Raw genomic sequence first — 20,598 nt, 5'->3', positions numbered from 1 at the left:
GGAGTTGCGCCATGTCCCGCCTGCCTTCGCTGTACATCTCCCACGGTTCGCCCATGACGGCGCTGCAGCCAGGGCAGGTCGGCGTGCGCCTGGCCGAACTGGCCGCGCAGCTGCCGCGCCCGCGGGCCATCGTGATGGCCTCGGCGCACTGGCTGACCCGCCAGCCGGTGGTGGGGGCGCACCCGCAGCCGCCGACGATCCATGACTTCGGCGGCTTCCCGCAGGCGTTGTTCGACCTGCAGTACCCCGCGCCCGGCGATCCTGCCCTGGCCGCCGAGGTCGCCCAGCGGCTGGCCGACGCTGGCCTGCCGGCGGCGTTGGACCCCGCGCGCGGGCTCGACCATGGCGCGTGGGTGCCGCTGCGGCTGCTGTACCCGCAGGCCGACATCCCGGTGGTGCCGGTGGCCCTGCAGCCGCTGCTCGGCCCTGCGCACCAGTTCGCGCTGGGCCGCGCGCTGGCGCCGCTGCGCGACCAGGGCGTGCTGCTGGTCGGATCGGGCAGCATCACCCACAACCTGCACGACTTCCGCGAGTACCAGCGCGGCGGCGAAGCGCCCTACGTGCGCCCCTTCATCGAGTGGGTGGAACAGCGCCTGCGCGCCGACGACAGCGCCGCATTGCTGGACTACCGCCGCCAGGCGCCCTACGCCGAGCGCGCGCACCCCACTGACGAACACCTGCAGCCACTGCATTTCGCACTGGGTGCGGCCGGTGGCGATGTGCTGGGCGCGCAGCGCATCGATGCGGGTATCGACGCGGGCATGCTGGCGATGGACATCTACCGCTTCGACGGCGCGGCAGCATGAGCGTGCTGCGCCCAGCGGGGCATCCAGCTGCTTGGCGCAGGGCGCGCGCTGCGACGCTGCGGCTGTCCGTGGACTGAGCCGCTGCGCTGCCTGTCGTTCGCGTTGTGGGATGGGTGTGGTAATTTTTTTCCAGGCTCTCTGGAAAATGCATGCATACGATTGAAGTCGTCCTGGCGATGTTGGTGGCCGTAGTCGCCAGCGGCTATCTGGTCCGCGTACTGCCGTTGTCGCTGCCGCTGCCGTTGGTGCAGATCGGGCTGGGTGCGGTCATCGCCGGTGTATTCAACCGCGGACACGCGCTGGAACCGGAGATGTTCTTCCTGCTGTTCCTGCCGCCGCTGCTGTTCCTCGACGGCTGGCGCATTCCCAAACAGGGCCTGTTCCGCGACAAAGGCGTGATCCTGGAACTGGCGTTCGGGTTGGTGGTGTTCACCGTGATCGGCGCGGGCCTGCTGATCCACTGGATGATTCCGGTGATGCCGCTGGCGGTGGCCTTCGCGCTGGCGGCGATCATCTCGCCGACCGATCCGGTGGCGGTCAGCTCGATCGCCTCGCGGGCGCCCATTCCGAAGCGGCTGATGCACATCCTGGAAGGCGAGTCGCTGTTGAACGATGCCTCCGGCCTGGTCTGCTTCCGCTTCGCGGTCGCGGCGGTGATGACCGGCAGCTTCTCGCTGGCCACCGCGTCGATGACCTTCCTGTGGGTGGCGGTGGCCGGCCTGGCCATCGGCGTGGCGGTCACGCTGGGCGTGTCCACCTTCCAGCGCTGGTTGTGGCGGCGCTTCGGTGAAGAACCCGGTGCAGCGCTGCTGGTCAACCTGCTGATTCCGTTCGCGGCCTACCTGCTGGCCGAAGAGGCCAATGCCTCGGGCATCCTCTCGGCGGTGGCCGCCGGCATCACCATGAGTTACGTGGAGCTCACCGGCCGCGTCTCGGGCAGCATGCGCGTGCAGCGTACGGCGGTGTGGAACATGCTGCAGTTCAGTTTCAACGGCATCATGTTCGTGCTGCTCGGCGAGCAGCTGCCCGGCATCGTGGACCGGGCGATGACCACGGTCAGCGAAAGCGGCCACCACAGCGCGTGGTGGCTGCTGGTGTACGTGGTGGTGATCAACCTGGCGCTGGTGCTGCTGCGCCTGGCCTGGGTATGGCTGTCGCTGCGCTGGAGCGTGCTGCGCGCGCGGCATCGTGGTGAAGCGCGGCCCGGCACCTCGTGGCGGATCGTGGTGGCGACGTCGCTGGCCGGCGTGCGCGGCGCGATCACGCTGGCGGGCGTGTTGACCCTGCCGCTGTTCCTGCCCGATGGCAGCGCCTTCCCGGCGCGTGACCTGGTGATCTTCCTAGCGGCGGCGGTGATCCTGATTTCGCTGGTAGGCGCCAGCGTGGCGCTGCCGCGCCTGCTCAAGGGCCTGGAACTGCCGGCCGACTCGGGCGAGCGCAAGGAAGAGGACCTTGCCCGCCGGCTGGCCGCCAAGGCGGCGCTGGCCGGGGTGGAGCGCATGCGCCAGCAGCTGGTGCAGCACCAGACCACCGACAACGTGCAGCTGTACAACGATGCGGCGTCACGGGTGAGCCTGCTGTACCAGCGCAACCTGGAGAAGGAGCAGGGCCCCGACGCCGACCCGGAGAAGGTGCGGCGCATGGAACAGGGCTACCGCCAGCTGCGTACCGCCGGGCTGACTGCCGAGCGCGAGGAGTTGTTCCGCCTGACCCGGCGCGGCCGGATCTCCGACGAGATCTCACGCAAGCTGATCCGCAATCTGGACCTGCTCGAGACGCGGCAACGGGATTGACGGTAGAGCCACGCCTTGCGTGGCTGCGTTTCCGTCCCGCACCGCGAAGCCACGCAGGGCGTGGCGCTACGCCGTCGGCCTGCGATCAGGCCGAGGGTTTCTGATCCAGGTAATACGCCACCACGGTGCCCTTGATCTTGATGGTCATCGGGTTGCCGCGGCGATCGCGGGCCTTGCCGGCCTGGACCCGGACCCAGCCTTCGCTGACCGAGTATTCCTCGACGTTGTCGCGCTCGACATCGTTGAAGCGGATGCCTACCCCGCGCTCCAGCGCAGCGGCATCGTGGAAGGGACTGGCCGGGTTGATCGCCAGGTGGTCAGGAGGGGTATCGCTCATGGGTGCCGGATGCTGACGGCCACCACGGCCGTCTTCAGGCGTACAGGATAAACCGTACGGGTGCCACGGCCGAATTTCGCTTCCTGCCAACGCCCGCGCACGGCAGAATGCCTGCCTGTCTCCAGGAATACCGGTCATGCCCGACAACAGTGATTATTTCGACTTCGAAGAAGAAGAGCGCGACTTCGACGAAGAAGACTTCGAGGCGCGGATCTGGAACCTGTTCGTGCTCATCAACCCGGGCGATGAAGAGCTGGGCCTGCAGCAGTTCAACCGCTGGCGGGAGGCGGTGCTGGAGAACGGCGAGGAGATCGACGAAGAAGCCGACTGGCTGCCGCCGTTGATGACGGCCATTGCCTGGCAGTCCGGGTTCGAGGTGGACCGCGGCGATGCCGATGCGCTGATGTCGGCCGTGAACGAGCTGGCCGCGCGCTGGAACCTGCAGCTGGACTGGGGTGGCGACCTGGACGATGAGGACTTCGCCGCCGGCGTGGATGCGCCGATGCTGATGGCCACCGGCTACGACCGCCTGCGCGAACACAACTATTCGCTGTGGAGCGTGGACACCGGCAACGGCGGTCTGGCCGGCTGGATGGCGCTGAGCCGCGACGACGACGCCATGTTGGCGCTGTGTTCGCTGCTGGGCGTGGAAGTGCGACCAGGGTCGGACCCGTTCTGACGTTTGGTGGCCTCTGTTCGTAGCTACCGGTTTCGTCGTTGCCGGCTTTGTCGTTGCCGGTTCCGTCGTTGCCGGTAGAGCGGACTGTTAGTCCGCTGCCGTTGATGTTGGCGCGGAGAGCAGCTGACTAACAGTCAGCTCTACCCAGTCAGCTCTACCCCGTCGACCCGCGTCGGTGCCCTACGGCAGGTACTGCGCCCTGGCATTGGCAATCACGGCTTTGACCAGCGCCCGGTCGGTGTGACGGGAAATGGCGCGTGCGCCCAAGGCGATGGCCTGCAGGCGGAGTGGGGCGGGCACGTCGTAGTGGGCGCCGCTGCGGCGGTTCTGGAATGCCCGCCGTGGAATCCCGAGCTGCGCCGCCATGGCGTGCAGCTCGGGCAGGGTGTCGGCCATCAGATGCGCCCAGCGCTCGCCGCGCCAGGGGTGTACCGCATCGTCGATATAGACCGTCACCGGGTGGCCGTGGCTCAGGCCTGCGGCTTGTCGTCGCTGGCGGCCTGGGCAGCGTCGCCGTCGGCGGCAGCGGCTTCGTCGGCAACCGGGGCGTCTTCCGCCACGCCATCCGCATCGGCGTCGTCGCCTTCTTCGCCTTCCACGCCTTCGAATTCGGAAACCAGGTTGGCCAGGTATTCGTCGGCGGTCGTGCCTTCGTCAGCGGCCAGGTCGTCGATCAGCTGCTGCAGCTGGGTCGAGTATTCCAGGGTGACCTTGCGGCCTTCCTTTTCCTGCACGTTGGACAGGTGCTTGAGCATCGCCAGCATCGGGATCGGGTTGTCGGCGTTGCCCATCGTCTGGCCGCCGATGGCCAGCAGCCATTCGGTGCCCTGCAGGCCGATCGCGGCCACGACCTGGCCTTCTTCGTTGGTCAGCACGGCATGGTTCTGCACCGGCTGCTGGGCGTTGAGGCGGTTGATCGGGCGCTTGGGCTGGAGCTTCTTGCGCTTGTCGCGCTTGGCCTTGGACTGCTTGGACATGGACTCGGTCTATTGGAGGGGAAAGACCGCCATTCTAATGCCGGCCGCTGGCCGGCTCCACGGAATCAACGAAACCCATCCACCTCAGGGCGAGGCGGACGGTGGCGCGGCCGCCGGCGCAAGCACCGGCAGGGCCGGGGCGCCCTGGGTGGCCTGGATATCGGCGTCCTGCACGGTCGGCGACAGGGCCACCTGCTGGCCGGAGCCGGCCAGGGCGGCGGCTTCGGCGGCCTTGGTCATCACCACGATGCTGATGCGGCGGTTGATCGGGTTGTCCGGCTGGGTCTTGTCGAACAGCACCGACGAGGACAGGCCCACCACGCGGGTGACCTTGTCGTCGGCCATGCCGCCGTCCAGCAGGGCACGCCGGGCGGCATTGGCGCGGTCGGCGCTCAGTTCCCAGTTGCTGTAGCCGTGGGCGGCGTTGTAGGCGGTGGTGTCGGTATGGCCGGTGATGCTGATCCGGTTCGGCACGTGGTTGATGAACTGCGACAGCTCGCGAAGGATCTCGCGCGTGTACGGCTTGAGCGCGGCGCTGCCCATGTCGAACATCGGCCGGTTCTGCTTGTCCACGATCTGGATGCGCAGGCCTTCCGGGGTGAGGTCCAGCAGCAGCTGGTCCTTGAACGGCTCCAGCGCCTGGCTCTTGCTGATGGCTTCTTCCAGTTCCTGCTTCAGCACTTCCAGCTGTTTCTTCTCGCGCTCGCGCTCATCCTGCTGCGGCACCGGGCGTTCGGCCTGCTGGTTCTGGAAGGGGTCGTTGCTGTTGCCACGCGAGACATCGGTGGCGCCGCCCAGTTTGATCATCGAGGTGCTGGCGCCGCCCGGGCCGGCCATGCCCGGGGCGGGCGTGGGGCTCTGCCCGCTGAGCGGGCTGGGATTGCGGAAGTACTCGGAAATGGACGCGCGCTCGGGCTTGGTGGTGGCCGCCATCAGCCACAGCACCAGGAAGAACGCCATCATGGCGGTCACGAAGTCGGCATACGCCACCTTCCAGGCACCGCCGTGATGCGCGGCGTGGCCGGCCTTCTTGACCCGGCGGACGATGACGGTGGGTTTGTTCTCGGCCATGGTGGTGCCTTACTTGACCGTCTTGAGGTGCTGTTCGAACGCGCTGAAGCCCGGGCGCACGTTGGACGGCAGGGTCTTGCGGGCGAATTCCAGCGCGATCTTCGGGTTGTAGCCGCGCAGGCAGGCCAGCAGGGCGGTCTTCACCGATTCGTAGATGCGGCTGTCCTGTTCGGCGCGCGCTTCCACGGCCGCCGCCAGCGGGCTGACGAAGCCGTAAGCGAGCAGGATGCCCAGGAAGGTGCCGACCAGCGCGCCAGCGACGTGGGCGCCCACTTCGGTGATCTCGCCGCCGATCGAGCCCATGGTGATCACGATCCCCAGCACCGCCGCCACGATGCCGAAGCCGGGCAGGCCGTCGGAGACCTTGTTGAGCACGGCCGAAGGCTGCATCGCCTCGGCGTGGTGCTTCTCCAGTTCCATCTCCAGCAGCGGTTCCAGCTCGTGCGGCTCGATGTTGCTGCCGATCATCAGGCGCAGGCAGTCGGTCATGAAGTCGACCAGGTGGTGGTCGGCCTGGACCTTGGGGTAGTTGGCGAAAATGCTGCTGTCGGCCGGGCGCTCGACATGCTCTTCCAGCGCCATGAAGCCTTCGCGGCGGGCCTTGTTGAGCAGTTCATAGAGCAGGCTCAGGACGTCGATGTAGTCCTGCTGCTTGTAACGCGGGCCCTTGAACACCCCCACGGTGGCCTGCAGGGTCTGTTTGACCGTCTTGAGCGGGGTGCCGACCAGGAACGCGCCCAGTGCCGCGCCGCCGATGATGACCAGCTCGTAGGGCTGCCACAGGGCGCCCAGCTTGCCGTGCGCGCCGACGTAGCCGCCGAGCACGCTGAGGATGACGATGACGAAGCCAACAATGATGAGCATGGGGCGGGCGCGGAGGAGGGGGATATCTCCATGTCGGCCCCGTCACCGGTTTCCTGAAGGGTGGCGTTCGTTCGACGTCACACTTTTGCGTGGAAAAGTGTACCCACCCACGGTGGGCACACCTCCACCGGGCAAGCTCAACCCGCCGGCTGCGCCTCGGCACCGCCACGCTGCAGCGGGTCCGGATAGGCCTCGCCATTGGCCGTGAACGACAGCGAGATCGAGTTCAGGCAGTGCCGCTCGTGGGTCGGCGGCGGGCCGTCCGGGAACACATGGCCGAGATGGCTGTCACACCGGGCGCAAACGATTTCGGTACGGATCATGCCGTGACTGCTGTCACGGATCTCACGCACATGGGCCGGATCGAACGGGGCGAAGAAGCTGGGCCAGCCCGTGCCGGAGTCGAACTTGGTGCTGGAGCGGAACAGCGGCAGGCCGCACAGCCGGCAGCCGTAGACGCCGTCCTGCTTGTTGTCCAGGAACACCCCGCAGAACGGGGCCTCGGTGCCGTGGTGCAGGAGCACGCGCTGCTCGTCCGCGCTGAGCCCGGCAATCAGCGCCTGGCGCTGGGCGTCGCTGGGCGGGGAGAGGTCGAAAGCGGTCATGGGCGGTCCTCGTGGGGGTAGCGCAGAAATGGGGGCGGCAGCCGCTGTGGGCAAGCGCTGCGGGTGTTCATGGTGCTGACACGCGGGCAGGCGCAGGGTGAATGCCTGTTCCCGCCGTGAGCCTGCCCATCATGAAACGTGTTTCCTGGCTTGGCCTGTCGCTGCTGGTACTGGTGCCGCTGGGCGCCGTGGCGCAGGTCGCCGCGCCGCGAAATCCCACCGACACCCGCCCCGTGACCCGCCCTGCGCCCACCCAGACGCCGCTGCCCACCCCGGTGCGCCCGGCACCGGCCGACAGCCTGTCCGGGCGCATGGCCCCGGTGAAGACGCCGGCGCAGACCGCGCAGCAGCTGCGCACCCACCCCATCCAGAGCCAGGGCCCGGCGCAGGTGCAGCCGCCCGCACCCCCGGCAACCACCGCACCGCCGAAGATCTACGATCGCCACGGACGGATCGTGCCGGGCATGAAGCAGGCCGGCCCCAACCGCGTGCTCGATACGCGCACCGGCCGCTACTACGACGCGGTTCCGAGCGGCGATGGGCAGCGGATCAAGCCCTGACGCATGAACGTTGCACAACCGCGCCGCGCAGTCAGCTGAGTCAACGCGCCAGCTCACTGCAATTTCGCCCGCGATTAACCGCATTTCCAAGACCCTGTACGTGCGCCGCAAGACCGCGCATCCCCAAGGTTTTACGAGAAGAGCAACCATGGCAAATCAGCAGAACCGCACTCCCGGCAAGATGCCGCAGGAACAGCAGGGTCAGCAGAACCAGAAGCCTGGCCAGCAGGACCAGCAGCAGTGGGATCAGCAGAACCAGAAGGGTGGCAAACAGCAGGACCAGCGCCAACAGGACCAGAAACAGCAGCGCTGATGCGCTGGTCGGCAGCTCAACAGGCGGTGCGCGCAAGCGCGCCGCCTTTTTGCATGGGGGATCAGTCCGGGATCGGCAGGGTCAGGGTTTCCTTGACCTCTTCCATCACGATGTAGCTCTTGGACTCGCGCACGTGCGGCAGGGTCAGCAGGGTGCTGCCAAGCAGCTTGCGGTAGGACGCCATCTCGCTGATGCGCGCCTTGAGCAGGTAATCGAAGTCGCCCGAGACCAGGTGGCATTCCAATACGTTGGGCAGCTTCAGCGCGGCCCGGCGGAATTCCTCGAAGATGTCGCCGGACTTGTACGCCAGGCTGATCTCCACGAACACCAGCAGGCTGGCCTTGAGGTAGTGCGGGTCGAGCTTGGCGTAGTAGCCGGTGATGGCCCCGTCGCGTTCCAGACGACGCACCCGCTCGGTACAGGGCGTGGTCGACAGCCCCACGCGCTCGCCCAGTTCGGTAAAGGAGATGCGGCCCTCTTCCTGCAGGATGCGCAGGATCTTGCGGTCGATCTTGTCCAGCTCGCGGGTGCGTACGGCCATCTGCGTCAGCCTGTTGCGTAGGTTGGCAGGACAATACCCTGACGGTTGAGCAAAAAACAGCAAAAACGATTGGTTTGGGCGGCATATACTTCCGCAATTATGGTCCCGGCACGCTCCAGTGCAGGGAATGATCGGGTTGGAGAGGTGTCATGCGCGTTCTAGTCCTTGGCAGTGGGGTCATCGGCACCACCAGTGCCTGGTACCTGCGGCAGGCGGGGTTTGAAGTCACGGTGGTGGACCGCCAGCCGGGTCCGGCGCTGGAAACCAGTTTCGCCAATGCGGGCCAGCTCTCGTTCGGCTATACCTCGCCGTGGGCCGCCCCCGGCGTGCCGCTGAAGGCGGTGAAGTGGCTGTTCGCCGAGCATGCCCCGCTGGCGATCCGCCCGGGCCTGGACTGGCACCAGTACCGCTGGCTGGCGCAGATGCTGCGCAACTGCACGCATGAGCGCTACGCCATCAACAAGGCGCGCATGGTGCGCATGTCCGAATACAGCCGCGACTGCCTGAACGAGCTGCGCGCGCAGACGGGGATCGAATTCGAGGGCCGCGACCTGGGCACCACCCAGTTGTTCCGCACCCAGCAGCAGCTCGATGCGTCCGCGCAGGACATCGAGGTGCTGGCCCAGTACGGGGTGCCGTACGAGGTGCTGGACCGCGACGGCATCATTGCCCACGAACCCGCCCTGGCCGGTGTGGCCCATACGCTGGTCGGCGCGCTGCGGTTGCCGCGCGACCAGACCGGTGACTGCCAGCTGTTCACCCGTCGCCTCGCGCAGATGGCCATCGATGCCGGCGTCGAGTTCCGCTTCGACCAGGACATTGCCGGGCTGGAGACCAGCGGCAACCGCATCACCGGTGTGCGCATCGACGGCAAGGTGGAAACCGCCGACCGCTACGTGGTCGCGCTGGGCAGCTACTCGCCGTCGCTGGTCGCCCCGCTGGGCATGCAGCTGCCGGTGTACCCGCTCAAGGGCTATTCGCTGACCCTGCCGATCACCCGCCCGGACATGGCGCCCACCTCGACCATCCTGGACGAGAGCTACAAGGTGGCGGTGACCCGCTTCGACGACCGCATCCGCGTGGGCGGCATGGCCGAGGTGGGCGGGTTCGACCTGTCGCTGTCGCCGCGCCGCCGCGCCACGCTGGAAAAGGTGGTGCGCGATCTGTACCCGCACGCTGGCGATCTGTCGCGCGCCGAGTTCTGGACCGGGCTGCGCCCGGCCACGCCGGACGGCACGCCGGTGGTGGGCGCCACGCCGTACAGCAACCTGTTCCTCAATACCGGCCACGGTACGCTGGGCTGGACCATGGCCTGCGGCTCCGGCCGCTACCTGGCCGACCTGATGAGTGCGCGCCAGCCGCAGATCAGTACCGAAGGCCTGGATATCTTCCGTTACGGCGGCCACCACGCCGCCTCCGTCCAACACAGTGAAACCACCCCATGCGTCCAGCCCGCGCGTTGATCGACCTGGACGCGTTGCGCTCCAACTTCCGCCTGGCACGTGAACTGGGTGGCGGCCGCAAGACCCTGGCCGCCGTCAAGGCCGATGCCTACGGGCACGGTGCGGTGGCGTGCGCGCGTGCGCTGGAGGGCGAGGCCGACGCGTTCGGTGTGGCCTGCATCGAAGAAGCGCTGGAACTGCGCCAGGCCGGCATCGCCGCGCCGATCCTGCTGCTGGAAGGCTTCTTCGACGCCGACGAGCTGCCGCTGATCGTGCAGCACAACCTGTGGTTCGCGGTGGCCGCGCCGTGGCAGGTGGATGCGGTGGCGGCCTTCCAGACCGACGCCACGCTGCAGATCTGGCTGAAGCTGGACAGTGGCATGCATCGCCTTGGCCTGTCCCCGGACGACTTCCGCACGGCCCACGCGCGCCTGTCCGCGCTGCCGCAGGTGGCGCCGATGGTGCTGATGAGCCACATGTCACGCGCCGACGAGCTGGACAGCCCGCGCACCCGCGAGCAGGCCGCCACGTTTGCCAGTGCCATTGACGGTCTGGCCGGTGAAACCAGCCTGTGCAATTCCCCCGCGCTGCTGGGCTGGCCGAAGGTGCGCAGCGACTGGGTGCGCCCGGGCCTGATGCTGTACGGCGCCAACCCGCTTCAGGCGCACAACGCCTTCACCGAGCGCCTGCGCCCGGTGATGACCATGCAGTCGAAGATCTTCGCCACCCGCGAGATCGCCGCCGGTGAGCCGGTGGGCTACGGCGCGCGCTTCGTCGCCGAGCGGCCCACCCGCGTGGGCGTGGTGGCGCTGGGCTATGCCGATGGCTACCCGCAGTTCGCCCCGAACGGCACCCCGGTGCAGATCGACGGCCAGCCCGGTCACCTGATCGGGCGGGTGTCGATGGACATGCTGACCGTGGACCTCACCGACCTGCCGCAGGCCGGGGTGGGCAGCACCGTGACGCTGTGGGGCGAGTCGCCGCGGTTGGACGTGCTGGCCCCGCTGTGCAACGTCAGCGCGTATCAGCTGCCGTGTGCGGTCAAGCGCGTGGCACGTGAGCTCATCGGCGGGTAGGCGGCAGCAGGCGGCGCAGCCAGTCGTCCAGCATGCGCTTCTCATAGCGCAGCGGGTCGCTGTTGCTCAGCAGGCCGGTGTTGCCCAGGTAGTTCATGTCGATGAGCTTCTCTTCGCCCTGGCTGACCACGCCGCCGCTGGCATCGCGCAGGGTGAAGTTGAGGGTGATCCGCGGCGGGTAGATGTCGCGCATGATCCGGATATCGTTGGTGCGCGGACCGTGCTGTGGCTCGAAATCGCCGGCGCGCTTGATGTCGGTGATCTCCACCTCCAGCGTCTGTCCGGGCGGCAGGCGCTTGCTGGCGCTGCGGCGCAGGTAGTCGGCGAGCTGCTGCACCCAGTTGCCGCTTTGGGCCTCGAAACGGTTGGAACTGGCGCGGATCTCGGTGAACCGGGCCGGATCGGTCCATTTCACCTGCACGGGGCTCTCGCCGGTGAGCGCGCGGGGCGCCTTGGGATCGGTGACCGTACGTGGGGCGGCGGAGACGCTGCCAACCAGCAGCAACAGACAGCTTAGAGCACCAGCCAGCAAGGGTTTGCGGTTCATGACGACTCCAGGGCTGCGGTGGGATGGGCGGTGGCTCGCAGTGTGATCCGTATCGCCAGACGGGACAATCGGCCCGCCGCGCCTGCATCATCCGGGGTGGGTATGAATTCACCTACATCAATGCGGGCAATGGGTGCTTGACGCTACGAATACGCGGTCTGGAAGATGCTGTGTCCCTCCGCTCCGCCAGTTGCCCCCACTTGACGCCCTTGCCCAGCCTGCCCGCCTCCACCCTGGAACGCACCGCTTTCGCGGCTCCGGTGTCCGATCCTGTCCTTCACCGCAGCGTGCTGGAAGGTCTCAGCGCGGGCTTCTGCATCATCGAGGTGATCCTCGAAGACGGCGTTGGCGTCGACTACCGCTTCCTGGAGGTCAACGAGGCCTTCGAGCGCAACACCGGTCTGCATGACGCCTCCGGGCGCCTGATGAGTGAGCTGCAGCCTGAGCACGAGGACGAGTGGTACCGCATCTACGGTCAGATCGCCGCCACCGGCCGGCCGCAACGTTTCGAGCTGGAAGCGCGTGCGCTGAACCGCTGGTACGCGGTGGAAGCGATGCGCGTGGGCGATCCGGACGAACGCCGGGTGGCGGTGCTGTTCTTCGACATCACCAACCGCAAACAGATCGAAGTGGAACTGGCCGAGAGCGAGGCGCGCTTCAGCGCGCTGGCCGACGGGCTGCCGATGCCGGTGTGGGTGCTGGACGAACGCGGCCATGCCCGCTTCGTCAACAGTGCCTTCACCGAGTTCTTCGGGGGCGACGAGCAGCGCGTTCCGGAAGACGTGTGGCGCGGCCTGGTGCATCCGGACGACGCGTCGGTGTTCGATTACGAGCTGCTGGAAGCCATGAAGGCGCAGCGGTCCATGCACGCGCTGGTACGCGGGCTGCGTGCCGACGGCGAATGGCGCTGGCTGGAAATGAACGCCCGCCCGCGTTTCTCGCGGATGGGCCGGTTCATCGGCCTGGCCGGCAGCAGTACCGACGTGACCGAGCGCCGCGAAATTGAAATGGCGCGCGAGGAACTGCTGCAGTCCGAACGCGCGGCCCGCAGTGCCGCCGAGAACATGGCGCGGCTGAAGGACGAATTCCTGGCTACGTTGTCGCACGAGCTGCGCACGCCGCTCACCACCATCCTGGGCTGGAGCGAGCTGCTGCTGCAGCGGGTGGACGCGACCAGCCCGCTGTACAAGGGCTTGGGCGTGATCGCCAGCAGCGCGATGGCGCAGAAGCGGCTGATCTCGGACATGCTGGATTTGAGCAGCATGCTGCTGGGCAAGGTGCAGCTGGAAGTGGAGGTGCTGGACCTGCGCGCGCAGCTGACCGAGGCCATGCGCGCCCAGGAGCTGGTGGCCGAGGGCAAGGCGCTGGACGTGAGCCTGGTGATGCCCGACGCCCCGGCCCTGGTGCTGGGCGATGCCACGCGCCTGCAGCAGGTGCTGTGGAACCTGCTGTCCAATGCCATCAAGTTCACCCCGGCGGCGGGCACGATCGCGGTCACGCTCGATACCGACGGCAGCCACTGGACGGTAACCGTGGCCGACTCGGGCGATGGGATCGCCCCGGAATTCCTGCGCCATCTGTTCAGCCGCTTCCGGCAGGCCGACGGCACCACCACCCGCCGCCACGGCGGGCTGGGCCTGGGCCTGGCCATCGTGCAGCAGCTGGTGGAACTGCATGGCGGCCAGGTTACCGCCAACAGCGAGGGCCAGGGCCGCGGCGCGGCGTTCACCGTGCGCCTGCCGGCCTACCTGCCGCAGGCCGACGGGCGACCGCTGCGCGAGGTGTTCAGCGGCCCGATCAGCGAACAGGTGATCGAGCCGTATCCGTTGAAGGGCCTGCGCCTGATGGCGGTCGAAGACCAGCCGGAAGTGCTCGAGTACCTGCGCCGGCTGCTGGAAGAGCAGGGCGCGCAGGTGACCGCCGCCGCATCGGCAGGCGAGGCGCTGGAACTGCTGGACCAGGGCGGGCACGAAAGCGTGGACGTGCTGCTGACCGACATCGGCATGCCCGGCATGGACGGGTATGGACTGGTGCGCACCCTGCGCGAAGACATCGGCGTTGACGAGCGCATCCTGCCGGCCGTGGCGGTCACCGCCCTGGCCCGCGCGGACGATCGCAAGCGGGCGTTGGCGTCGGGCTTCCAGGAGCACGTGGCCAAACCCTATTCCGTGGCCCAGCTGGTGTCGGCGGTGCGCAGCGTTCTTGCCGCACGCCGGTGACAGCGGCGGGTTTGCCATGCGTGGCGTGGCATTACGGAATGCGATTGCCACGCATGGCGTGGCACTGCCAGATGGCGCGTAGAGCCACGCCATGCGTGGCTGCCGTACCCCATGCTACCCAAGGAGACCCCATGTCCCGCTACGCCCCCACCATCCACACCGATCCGGCCGATATCGCCGCCCTCGAAGCGCTGCTGCCGCAGCTCAAGGGCCAGACCCAGGTCGAGCTCACCCTGGACGACGGCAGCCGCCTGCTGGGCACCGTTGCCGTGCAGCCGACCGTGCAGCAGTACCGCGACGCGGACGAGAACGAGGGCAGCAACGGCCAGTTGCGCCTGGATGACCTGGATACGCCCGCCCAGCAGCACGTGCTGTGGCTGGACCGGATCCGCGCGGTGCGGTCGCTGCCGCCCATCGAATAAGGCCGCACAAGGCACTGCCGGGCGGGCGGCCCGGCAGTGCGCTGGTCACACCCGGCGGGCGCCGCCCGGCACGGGCAATCAATGCGTGAATACTTCCGGCTCGGCCTCGAAACGGCGTGCATACGCCCGCTCGTCGGCCACCCGGGCCACTTCTTCATCGGCCATGTCCGGTGCGCCGTATACCGCATAGGCCACGGTGCCATCGGGCTGCTTGCCGACCTGGTGCAGCCGGTAACGGGAGTGCCCACCGCCGGTGTCTTCGGGGTAGTGCACGGGCGGCTGCGCCGTTTCCAGGTCCATTTCGCTGTTGTCGACCACGCCACCGACGAACAATGCGCGCATGAGCTACCTCCGTTCCGAATGAGCCTTCACCCTGACCGACCGCATGTTGCGATGGCATCAAGGACACGTTGAATAAACGGAAATCGCGACACGAACAGGGTCGATCGGCCGAGACGGTAGAATGGCCGCCTCTTTCAAGATGTGCCCCCCGCATGGCTGCCCAGCACGACGCCCCCCTGGAAACCCTGTTCCTGCCCTTCTCCGGTGCGCTGTCCTGGCCCGCCGGGCCGGTGCTGTTCCTGCGCGCCCGCGACGGCTGGCCGCTGCGCGAGCACGCGCAGCCGGGCCAGCTGGTCTGCGAGCAGAGCTTCCGCCCGTTCGCCGACGCGCTGGAAGCCAGTGGCTGGACCGTCCGCGACGAGCAGCAGCTGGCCGATGACAGCACGCGTTACGCCGTGGTGCTGGTGCTGCCGCCGCGCCAGCGCGAAGAGGCCCGCGCGCTGTTCGCCCGCGCTCTCGCGCTGGCCGCCCCGGGCGGCATCGTGGTGGCCTGCCAGCACAACAACGAGGGCGCTCGCTCCGGCGAAGGCGACCTGGAGCAGTTGGCCGGGCTGGGCGGCAAGATGACCAAGAACCACTGCCGGGTGTACTGGACCGCGCCGCTCAACGGTCAGCACGACGCCGCGCTGGCCCAGCGCTGGTCCACACTGGACGCGCCGCGCGCGATCCTGGGCGGGCGTTTCCAGAGCCGTCCCGGCATCTTCGCCTGGGACCGCATCGATCCGGCATCGGCATTGCTGGTCGAGCAGCTGCCGGCCGACCTGGCCGGACGCGGCGCCGATCTGGGCGCGGGGTTCGGCTATCTGTCGGCCGAAGTGCTGGCGCGCTGCCCGGGCGTGACCGCGCTGGACCTGTACGAAGCCGAAGGGCGCGCGCTGGCGCTGGCCCGCGACAACCTGGCCGCGCTGGGCAAGCCGGCCGCACTGGCGTACCACTGGCAGGACGTGACCGCCGGCATCGAGGCGCAGTACGACTTCATCGTCACCAACCCGCCGTTCCACACCCCGTCGCGCGCCGACCGCCCTGACATCGGGCAGCGCTTCATCGCGGTGGCCGCGCAGGCGCTGCGCCCGGGTGGGCGGATGTGGCTGGTGGCCAACCGCCACCTGCCCTACGAGCAGATCCTCAACGACAGCTTCGGCCAGGTGCGCGTGGCCGCCGAGCGTGATGGCTTCAAGCTGATCGAGGCGACCAAGGCCAGCAAGACGGCCACCCCCGTCAGGGCTCCCCGGAGCACCGAGCCGAAGTGGGGCCGCGGGGGTCGCCCATGAAGCTGGTCAAGCTGTTGGCCAACCTGGGCTATGGCAGCCGCAAGCAGGTCCAGCTGATGTTCCGCGAGGGGTTGGTCACCGACGCCGACGGTGAGGTGCTGTATGCCGACGACCTGGTGGCGCATGAGGCGATCCGGGTCGAGGGCGAACCGCTCGACCCGCCGCAGGGGCTGACCCTGATGCTGCACAAACCGCGCGAATACACCTGCTCCACCAAGGACAAGGGCCGGCTGATCTACGACCTGCTGCCGCCGCGCTTCCGCGAGCGGTCGCCGTTGCTGTCGTCGGTGGGGCGGCTGGACCGGGATACCAGCGGCCTGCTGCTGATGACCGACGACGGTGCGCTGCTGCATCGGATCGTGTCGCCCAAGTCGCGCCTGGACAAGGCCTACGAGGTGACCCTGGCCGAAGACCTGCGCGGTGACGAGGCTGCGCGATTTGCCAGCGGCGCACTGCTGCTGGAGTCCGACGACAAGCCGTTGCTGCCGGCCGAGCTGCACGTGCAGTCGCCGCGCCAGGCACAGCTGGTGCTGCACGAAGGCCGCTACCACCAGGCCCGGCGCATGTTCGCTGCCGTGGGCAACCACGTGCAGGCGCTGCACCGCAGCCGCATCGGCGGGCTGTCGCTGGACGGCCTGGGCGAAGGCGAGTGGCGCATGCTCGACAGCGCCGACCTGGACACGCTGTTCACCGGCCACCTGACCGACGCCTGATGAACGCCGGTGCCGCACTGCCGTTCCTGCCCGACGCCGTCATCTTCGACATGGATGGCCTGATGATCGACAGCGAGCGTGTTTCGCTGGCGTGCTGGTCACAGGCGGCGCAGGAACTGTCGCTGCCGTTCACGGACGACTTCTGGCTGGGCATGGTCGGGCTCGGCGACCGTGACTGCGAGCAGCGGCTGCTGCAGCACATCGATGCCGCCCAGGTGGCCGCGCTGTTCGCACGCTGCCACGACCTCTACGAGGCGCGCACCCAGCAGGGCCTGCCGCTGCGCCCGGGCATCATGGCGATCCTGCAGCTGCTGCAGGCGCACGCCATTCCACGCGCGGTGGCGACCTCGACCCGGCAACCGCGCGCCTCGCGCAAGCTGGCGGCCACCGGCCTGCTGCCGTTCTTCGATGTGGTGGTGACCAGCAGCGACGTGGCCCATCCCAAGCCGGCACCGGACATCTACCTGCTGGCGGCGCAGAAGCTGGGCAAGGACCCGGCACGCTGCCTGGCGCTGGAAGATTCACCGGCCGGCATCCGTGCTGCGGTGAGTGCGGGCATGACCGCGATCCAGGTACCCGACCTGGTGCACCCGGACGAGGCGCTGCGCGCACTGGGCCACCGCATTGTTGCGTCCCTGGACGACGCGCACGCGTTGCTGGTGCCGCTGTTGCCAAGCGCACAGGTGGAATGAAACCGCGCGCGGCAGAGCCGACCGGGTAGAGCCGACCGCAGCCAGCGAACCCATCCGCGCAAACCCATCCGTTCACCACAAAAAACCCGGCACATGGCCGGGTTTTTTCGTCCGCGCCGCAGGCGATCACACCCGCCCGAACACCAGCGCGGCATTGGTGCCGCCGAAGCCGAAGCTGTTGGACATGACGGTGTTCAACTGCACCTCCTTGCTCTCGCGCACGATCGGGAAGCCTTCCACCGCCGGATCGAGTTCGCCGATGTTGGCCGAGCCGGCCATGAAACCATCGCGCATCATCAGCAGGCAGTAAATTGCCTCATGCACGCTGGCCGCACCCAGCGAGTGGCCCGAGAGCGCCTTGGTCGAAGACAGCGGCGGAATGGATTCGCCGAACACCTCGCGCACCGCCTTCAGCTCGGTGACATCGCCCAGCGGGGTCGAGGTGCCATGCGTGTTGAGGTAGTCGATCGGGCCGGTGACATTCTGCATGGCCATGTTCATGCAGCGCACCGCACCTTCGCCGGACGGAGCAACCATGTCGGCACCGTCGGAGGTGACGCCGTAGCCGACCAGCTCGGCGTAGATGCGCGCACCACGCGCCACCGCGTGGTCGTAATCCTCCAGCACCAGCATGCCGCCGCCACCGGCGATGACGAAGCCGTCGCGGTCCTTGTCATACGGGCGCGACGCCGTGGCCGGGGTCTCGTTGAAGCGGGTGGACAGCGCGCCCATCGCATCGAACATCACGCTCATCGACCAGTGCAGGTCTTCACCGCCGCCGGCGAACATCACGTCCTGCGCGCCGTGGCGGATCAGGTCCGCGGCCGCGCCGATGCAATGCGCCGAGGTGGCGCAGGCAGCCGACAGCGAATAGCTCAGGCCCTTGATCTGGAACGCGGTGGCCAGGCAGGCAGAAACAGTGGAACACATCGTGCGCGGCACCATGTACGGGCCGACCTTGCGCACGCCACGCGCGCGCAGGATATCGGCCGATTCCACCTGCCACTGGCTGGAGCCGCCGCCGGAGCCGGCGATCAGGCCGGTGCGCGGGTTGGCAACCTGCGTCGCGTCCAGGCCGGCATCGGCGATGGCGTCGCGCATGGCGATGTAGGCGTAGGCGGAAGCATCGCTCATGAAGCGCTTGAGCTTGCGGTCGATCTGCGCGTCCAGGTCCAGTTCGATGTTGCCGCCCACATGGCTGCGCAGGCCGGCTTCGGCATGGTCGGGCAGGGCACGGATGCCGGCGCGGCCTTCACGCAGTGCGGAGGACACGGTGTCCAGATCGTTGCCCAGGCACGAAGTAATGCCCATTCCGGTAATGACGACGCGACGCATCAGAAGTTCTCGGTGGAAGTGAACAGACCTACACGCAGGTCCTTGGCGGAATAGATTTCGCGGCCATCGACCAGCATGCGCGCGTCGGCCTGGGCCATGACGAGCTTGCGGTTGATCACGCGGGTGATGTCGATTTCATAGCTGACGAGTTTGGCGCTGGGCAGCACCTGGCCGGTGAACTTCACTTCGCCGCAGCCGAGCGCGCGGCCACGGCCGGGCGCACCCAGCCAGGTGAGGTAGAAGCCGGTGAGCTGCCACATCGCATCCAGTCCGAGGCAACCGGGCATGACCGGGTCGCCGATGAAGTGGCAGCCGAAGAACCACAGGTCGGGGCGGATATCCAGTTCCGCGCGTACCATTCCCTTGCCGTGTGGACCGCCGTCATCGCGGATGTCGGTGATGCGATCGAACATCAGCATCGGATCGTTGGGCAGGCGACCGCTGCCCGGCCCGAACAGCTCGCCGCGGGCACTGGCCAGCAGCTGTTCGCGCGAGAACGCGTTGATACGAGTCATGGAAAACGCAATCCTGAAGAAGTTGACATCGGGTGACGCCGGCCGTGGGTCGGCGAATTGTTGCTGTTGAAAGTGCCCAAGAGTGCAGAGTAAAAGTGATTCAATCAAACGTTTTAACCGTACGCTGGCGTAGTGTTTTCAGCTTGAAAAACGCATGTTGTTGTTATGAAAAGACCATGCTCAAGCGTATGGCTGTAATCTTGTTCATCTGAATCCGCCGCGCCCGCCCGAGTCTGCTGCCTTGTCCGCACTGCGCAAGATCATTCACGTCGACATGGATGCGTTCTACGCGTCGGTGGAGCAGCGCGACAATCCGTCGCTGCGCGGCAAGCCGGTGGTGGTGGCCTGGAAGGGGGCGCGGTCGGTGGTCTGCGCGGCGTCCTACGAGGCGCGGGTGTTCGGCATCCGCTCGGCGATGCCGGCGCTGCGTGCCGAGCGGCTGTGCCCGAATGCGGTGTTCGTGCCGCCGGATTTCGTGCGCTACAAGGCGGTGTCACGGCAGGTGCGTGAAATCTTCCTGCGCCACACGGACCTGGTCGAGCCCCTGTCGCTGGACGAGGCGTACCTGGACGTGACAGTGCACAAGGGGGGCATGACGGTGGCCACCGAGATCGCGGCGGTGATCCGCACGCAGATCCGCGACGAGACGCAGTTGACGGCGTCGGCGGGCATCGCGCCGAACAAGTTCCTGGCCAAGATCGCGTCGGACTGGCGCAAGCCGGACGGGCAGTTCGTGGTGCCACCGCACCGGGTGGAGCAGTTCCTCACGCCGCTGCCGGTGAAGCGGGTGCCGGGCGTGGGCAAAGTGATGGAGGCGAAGCTGGCCGACCTGGGCATCGCGACGGTGGGCGATCTGCGTGCGTTGCCGCTGGAGCTGCTGGAGACGCGTTTCGGTAGTTTCGGTGCCAGCCTGTACCGGCGCGCACGCGGGATCGATGAGCGCCCGGTGGAGCCGGATCAGCCGGTGCAGTCGATTTCGTCGGAAGACACATTCGCAGAGGATCTGCCGCTGGACGCGCTGGAGGCGGCGATCGTGGAGCTTGCGGCAAAGACCTGGAATGCCACGCGCAAGACCGATCGGGTGGGGCATACGGTGGTACTGAAGTTGAAGACGTCGCAGTTCCGGATCATCACGCGCAGTTTCACGCCGGAGTCGCCACCGGATACGCTGGAGGAGCTGCGCGACATCGCGCTGGCGTTGCGCGCGCGGGTGGAGCTGCCGTCGGAGACGCGCTACCGGCTGGTGGGCGTTGGCCTGGGCGGGTTCCGCGAGCGTGAACCGGTGAGCCAGATGGGGCTGTTTGACGAACCACACACGTAACGCCGGATCGTATTGGACGTAGAGCCACGCCCTGCGTGGCTGCGCTACGGTCAGGCATCGCGCGGCCACGCAGGGCGTGGCTCTACGGTCAGGCATCGCGCGGCCACGCAGGGCGTGGCGCTACGGTCAGGCATCGCGCAGCCACGCAGGGCGTGGC

At 67.7% G+C, this 20,598-nt stretch carries 24 protein-coding genes; 13 read left to right on the top strand and 11 right to left on the bottom strand.

The window, feature by feature from the left end; translation table 11 throughout:
- Positions 1–11 precede the first annotated feature (11 nt).
- A complete protein-coding gene (locus RT456_RS16735) occupies positions 12–806 on the top strand; it encodes a class III extradiol ring-cleavage dioxygenase (RefSeq protein WP_313348208.1) in 795 nt (264 codons plus the stop codon).
- 149 nt (positions 807–955) lie between these two features.
- Complete coding sequence (locus tag RT456_RS16730) at positions 956–2,599, top strand: Na+/H+ antiporter (protein ID WP_313348206.1); 1,644 nt, start codon at positions 956–958, stop codon at positions 2,597–2,599.
- A gap of 85 nt (positions 2,600–2,684) precedes the next feature.
- On the opposite strand, the gene RT456_RS16725 is transcribed toward RT456_RS16730, so the two are convergent.
- Positions 2,685–2,936 (bottom strand): DUF3297 family protein, encoded by a 252-nt coding sequence (locus RT456_RS16725; RefSeq protein WP_313348204.1) that lies wholly within the window; start codon positions 2,934–2,936, stop codon positions 2,685–2,687.
- A 136-nt stretch (positions 2,937–3,072) separates the two neighbouring features.
- Between RT456_RS16725 and RT456_RS16720 the strand changes: the two genes are divergently transcribed.
- Positions 3,073–3,615: a hypothetical protein gene (locus tag RT456_RS16720; protein WP_313348202.1), complete on the top strand. Its 543-nt coding sequence runs from the start codon at positions 3,073–3,075 to the stop codon at positions 3,613–3,615.
- A 180-nt stretch (positions 3,616–3,795) separates the two neighbouring features.
- On the opposite strand, the gene RT456_RS16715 is transcribed toward RT456_RS16720, so the two are convergent.
- The 5 genes from RT456_RS16715 to msrB form a co-directional block, all read right to left on the bottom strand.
- Positions 3,796–4,071 (bottom strand): DUF4031 domain-containing protein, encoded by a 276-nt coding sequence (locus RT456_RS16715; protein WP_313348200.1) that lies wholly within the window; start codon positions 4,069–4,071, stop codon positions 3,796–3,798.
- 14 nt (positions 4,072–4,085) lie between these two features.
- On the bottom strand, positions 4,086–4,592 hold the full coding sequence (locus RT456_RS16710; protein WP_313348198.1) for a hypothetical protein: 507 nt from the start codon (positions 4,590–4,592) through the stop codon (positions 4,086–4,088).
- A gap of 84 nt (positions 4,593–4,676) precedes the next feature.
- Entirely contained in the window at positions 4,677–5,663 is a 987-nt protein-coding gene (gene motB, locus RT456_RS16705) for a flagellar motor protein MotB (RefSeq protein WP_313348196.1), read from the bottom strand.
- 9 nt (positions 5,664–5,672) lie between these two features.
- Complete coding sequence (gene motA, locus RT456_RS16700; RefSeq protein ID WP_313348194.1) at positions 5,673–6,527, bottom strand: flagellar motor stator protein MotA; 855 nt, start codon at positions 6,525–6,527, stop codon at positions 5,673–5,675.
- A 137-nt stretch (positions 6,528–6,664) separates the two neighbouring features.
- A complete protein-coding gene (gene msrB / locus RT456_RS16695) occupies positions 6,665–7,132 on the bottom strand; it encodes a peptide-methionine (R)-S-oxide reductase MsrB (protein WP_313348192.1) in 468 nt (155 codons plus the stop codon).
- Positions 7,133–7,263: 131 nt separating this feature from the next.
- Here msrB and RT456_RS16690 point away from each other — a divergent pair, with 131 nt between their 5' ends.
- Positions 7,264–7,692 carry a classical arabinogalactan protein 4 gene (locus RT456_RS16690; protein WP_313348190.1) on the top strand — a complete coding sequence of 143 codons (429 nt, stop codon included), beginning with the start codon at positions 7,264–7,266 and terminating at the stop codon, positions 7,690–7,692.
- Between the two features lie 148 nt (positions 7,693–7,840).
- A complete protein-coding gene (locus tag RT456_RS16685) occupies positions 7,841–8,005 on the top strand; it encodes a lana protein (protein WP_313348218.1) in 165 nt (54 codons plus the stop codon).
- A gap of 61 nt (positions 8,006–8,066) precedes the next feature.
- On the opposite strand, the gene RT456_RS16680 is transcribed toward RT456_RS16685, so the two are convergent.
- A complete protein-coding gene (locus tag RT456_RS16680) occupies positions 8,067–8,546 on the bottom strand; it encodes an Lrp/AsnC ligand binding domain-containing protein (protein WP_313348188.1) in 480 nt (159 codons plus the stop codon).
- Between the two features lie 149 nt (positions 8,547–8,695).
- On the opposite strand from RT456_RS16680, the gene RT456_RS16675 reads away from it, so the two are divergent.
- Both RT456_RS16675 and alr read left to right on the top strand, forming a co-directional pair.
- Complete coding sequence (locus RT456_RS16675) at positions 8,696–10,009, top strand: D-amino acid dehydrogenase (protein WP_313348186.1); 1,314 nt, start codon at positions 8,696–8,698, stop codon at positions 10,007–10,009.
- Positions 9,988–11,064, top strand: a complete 1,077-nt coding sequence (gene alr / locus RT456_RS16670) for an alanine racemase (RefSeq protein ID WP_313348184.1) — start codon at positions 9,988–9,990, stop codon at positions 11,062–11,064. The genes RT456_RS16675 and alr overlap by 22 nt, the downstream gene beginning before the upstream one ends.
- Here alr and RT456_RS16665 read toward each other — a convergent pair.
- Positions 11,051–11,611, bottom strand: a complete 561-nt coding sequence (locus RT456_RS16665; protein ID WP_313348182.1) for a DUF3016 domain-containing protein — start codon at positions 11,609–11,611, stop codon at positions 11,051–11,053. The genes alr and RT456_RS16665 overlap by 14 nt on opposite strands.
- Before the next feature lie 260 nt (positions 11,612–11,871).
- Here RT456_RS16665 and RT456_RS16660 point away from each other — a divergent pair, with 260 nt between their 5' ends.
- Positions 11,872–13,830: an ATP-binding protein gene (locus tag RT456_RS16660; RefSeq protein WP_313348216.1), complete on the top strand. Its 1,959-nt coding sequence runs from the start codon at positions 11,872–11,874 to the stop codon at positions 13,828–13,830.
- 131 nt (positions 13,831–13,961) lie between these two features.
- The gene (locus tag RT456_RS16655) at positions 13,962–14,252 is read left to right on the top strand and encodes a DUF3247 family protein (RefSeq protein ID WP_313348180.1); all 291 of its coding nucleotides are present in this window, start codon (positions 13,962–13,964) and stop codon (positions 14,250–14,252) included.
- Between the two features lie 78 nt (positions 14,253–14,330).
- Here the strand turns inward: RT456_RS16655 and RT456_RS16650 are convergent, their stop codons facing one another.
- Complete coding sequence (locus RT456_RS16650; RefSeq protein ID WP_313348178.1) at positions 14,331–14,594, bottom strand: hypothetical protein; 264 nt, start codon at positions 14,592–14,594, stop codon at positions 14,331–14,333.
- 152 nt (positions 14,595–14,746) lie between these two features.
- Here RT456_RS16650 and RT456_RS16645 point away from each other — a divergent pair, with 152 nt between their 5' ends.
- The 3 genes from RT456_RS16645 to RT456_RS16635 are packed head-to-tail and all read left to right on the top strand — an operon-like array spanning position 14,747 to position 17,270.
- Complete coding sequence (locus tag RT456_RS16645; RefSeq protein WP_313348176.1) at positions 14,747–15,865, top strand: class I SAM-dependent methyltransferase; 1,119 nt, start codon at positions 14,747–14,749, stop codon at positions 15,863–15,865.
- Entirely contained in the window at positions 15,862–16,578 is a 717-nt protein-coding gene (locus tag RT456_RS16640) for a pseudouridine synthase (RefSeq protein ID WP_313348174.1), read from the top strand. Before RT456_RS16645 ends, RT456_RS16640 begins: the two co-directional genes overlap by 4 nt.
- The gene (locus tag RT456_RS16635; protein ID WP_313348172.1) at positions 16,578–17,270 is read left to right on the top strand and encodes an HAD family phosphatase; all 693 of its coding nucleotides are present in this window, start codon (positions 16,578–16,580) and stop codon (positions 17,268–17,270) included. The genes RT456_RS16640 and RT456_RS16635 overlap by 1 nt, the downstream gene beginning before the upstream one ends.
- Positions 17,271–17,396: 126 nt before the next feature.
- Here the strand turns inward: RT456_RS16635 and fabB are convergent, their stop codons facing one another.
- Together fabB and fabA are read right to left on the bottom strand one after the other, a co-directional pair.
- Complete coding sequence (gene fabB, locus RT456_RS16630) at positions 17,397–18,605, bottom strand: beta-ketoacyl-ACP synthase I (protein WP_313348170.1); 1,209 nt, start codon at positions 18,603–18,605, stop codon at positions 17,397–17,399.
- Entirely contained in the window at positions 18,605–19,120 is a 516-nt protein-coding gene (fabA, locus tag RT456_RS16625; protein WP_313348168.1) for a 3-hydroxyacyl-[acyl-carrier-protein] dehydratase FabA, read from the bottom strand. Before fabA ends, fabB begins: the two co-directional genes overlap by 1 nt.
- 241 nt (positions 19,121–19,361) lie before the next feature.
- Between fabA and dinB the strand changes: the two genes are divergently transcribed.
- Positions 19,362–20,441: a DNA polymerase IV gene (gene dinB / locus RT456_RS16620; RefSeq protein ID WP_313348166.1), complete on the top strand. Its 1,080-nt coding sequence runs from the start codon at positions 19,362–19,364 to the stop codon at positions 20,439–20,441.
- Positions 20,442–20,598: the final 157 nt, after the last annotated feature.

Origin of the sequence: Stenotrophomonas sp. (genome assembly GCF_032099025.1) — a bacterium.
GTDB lineage: Bacteria > Pseudomonadota > Gammaproteobacteria > Xanthomonadales > Xanthomonadaceae > Stenotrophomonas.
Note: the sequence above shows the minus strand (reverse complement) of the source record. Positions and strands in the feature narration are given on the sequence as shown.

What these genes read in the sequence shown, in the direction of transcription:
- motA (WP_313348194.1), bottom strand. Translation starts at nt 6,527, where the DNA reads ATGCTCATCATTGTTGGCTTCGTCATCGTCATCCTCAGCGTGCTCGGC.
- RT456_RS16690 (WP_313348190.1), top strand. Translation starts at nt 7,264, where the DNA reads ATGAAACGTGTTTCCTGGCTTGGCCTGTCGCTGCTGGTACTGGTGCCG.
- RT456_RS16640 (WP_313348174.1), top strand. Translation starts at nt 15,862, where the DNA reads ATGAAGCTGGTCAAGCTGTTGGCCAACCTGGGCTATGGCAGCCGCAAG.
- RT456_RS16655 (WP_313348180.1), top strand. Translation starts at nt 13,962, where the DNA reads ATGTCCCGCTACGCCCCCACCATCCACACCGATCCGGCCGATATCGCC.
- motB (WP_313348196.1), bottom strand. Translation starts at nt 5,663, where the DNA reads ATGGCCGAGAACAAACCCACCGTCATCGTCCGCCGGGTCAAGAAGGCC.
- alr (WP_313348184.1), top strand. Translation starts at nt 9,988, where the DNA reads ATGCGTCCAGCCCGCGCGTTGATCGACCTGGACGCGTTGCGCTCCAAC.
- RT456_RS16685 (WP_313348218.1), top strand. Translation starts at nt 7,841, where the DNA reads ATGGCAAATCAGCAGAACCGCACTCCCGGCAAGATGCCGCAGGAACAG.
- RT456_RS16650 (WP_313348178.1), bottom strand. Translation starts at nt 14,594, where the DNA reads ATGCGCGCATTGTTCGTCGGTGGCGTGGTCGACAACAGCGAAATGGAC.
- RT456_RS16710 (WP_313348198.1), bottom strand. Translation starts at nt 4,592, where the DNA reads ATGTCCAAGCAGTCCAAGGCCAAGCGCGACAAGCGCAAGAAGCTCCAG.
- fabB (WP_313348170.1), bottom strand. Translation starts at nt 18,605, where the DNA reads ATGCGTCGCGTCGTCATTACCGGAATGGGCATTACTTCGTGCCTGGGC.
- msrB (WP_313348192.1), bottom strand. Translation starts at nt 7,132, where the DNA reads ATGACCGCTTTCGACCTCTCCCCGCCCAGCGACGCCCAGCGCCAGGCG.
- RT456_RS16680 (WP_313348188.1), bottom strand. Translation starts at nt 8,546, where the DNA reads ATGGCCGTACGCACCCGCGAGCTGGACAAGATCGACCGCAAGATCCTG.
- fabA (WP_313348168.1), bottom strand. Translation starts at nt 19,120, where the DNA reads ATGACTCGTATCAACGCGTTCTCGCGCGAACAGCTGCTGGCCAGTGCC.
- RT456_RS16725 (WP_313348204.1), bottom strand. Translation starts at nt 2,936, where the DNA reads ATGAGCGATACCCCTCCTGACCACCTGGCGATCAACCCGGCCAGTCCC.
- RT456_RS16635 (WP_313348172.1), top strand. Translation starts at nt 16,578, where the DNA reads ATGAACGCCGGTGCCGCACTGCCGTTCCTGCCCGACGCCGTCATCTTC.
- RT456_RS16735 (WP_313348208.1), top strand. Translation starts at nt 12, where the DNA reads ATGTCCCGCCTGCCTTCGCTGTACATCTCCCACGGTTCGCCCATGACG.
- RT456_RS16665 (WP_313348182.1), bottom strand. Translation starts at nt 11,611, where the DNA reads ATGAACCGCAAACCCTTGCTGGCTGGTGCTCTAAGCTGTCTGTTGCTG.
- RT456_RS16730 (WP_313348206.1), top strand. Translation starts at nt 956, where the DNA reads ATGCATACGATTGAAGTCGTCCTGGCGATGTTGGTGGCCGTAGTCGCC.
- RT456_RS16675 (WP_313348186.1), top strand. Translation starts at nt 8,696, where the DNA reads ATGCGCGTTCTAGTCCTTGGCAGTGGGGTCATCGGCACCACCAGTGCC.
- RT456_RS16720 (WP_313348202.1), top strand. Translation starts at nt 3,073, where the DNA reads ATGCCCGACAACAGTGATTATTTCGACTTCGAAGAAGAAGAGCGCGAC.
- RT456_RS16645 (WP_313348176.1), top strand. Translation starts at nt 14,747, where the DNA reads ATGGCTGCCCAGCACGACGCCCCCCTGGAAACCCTGTTCCTGCCCTTC.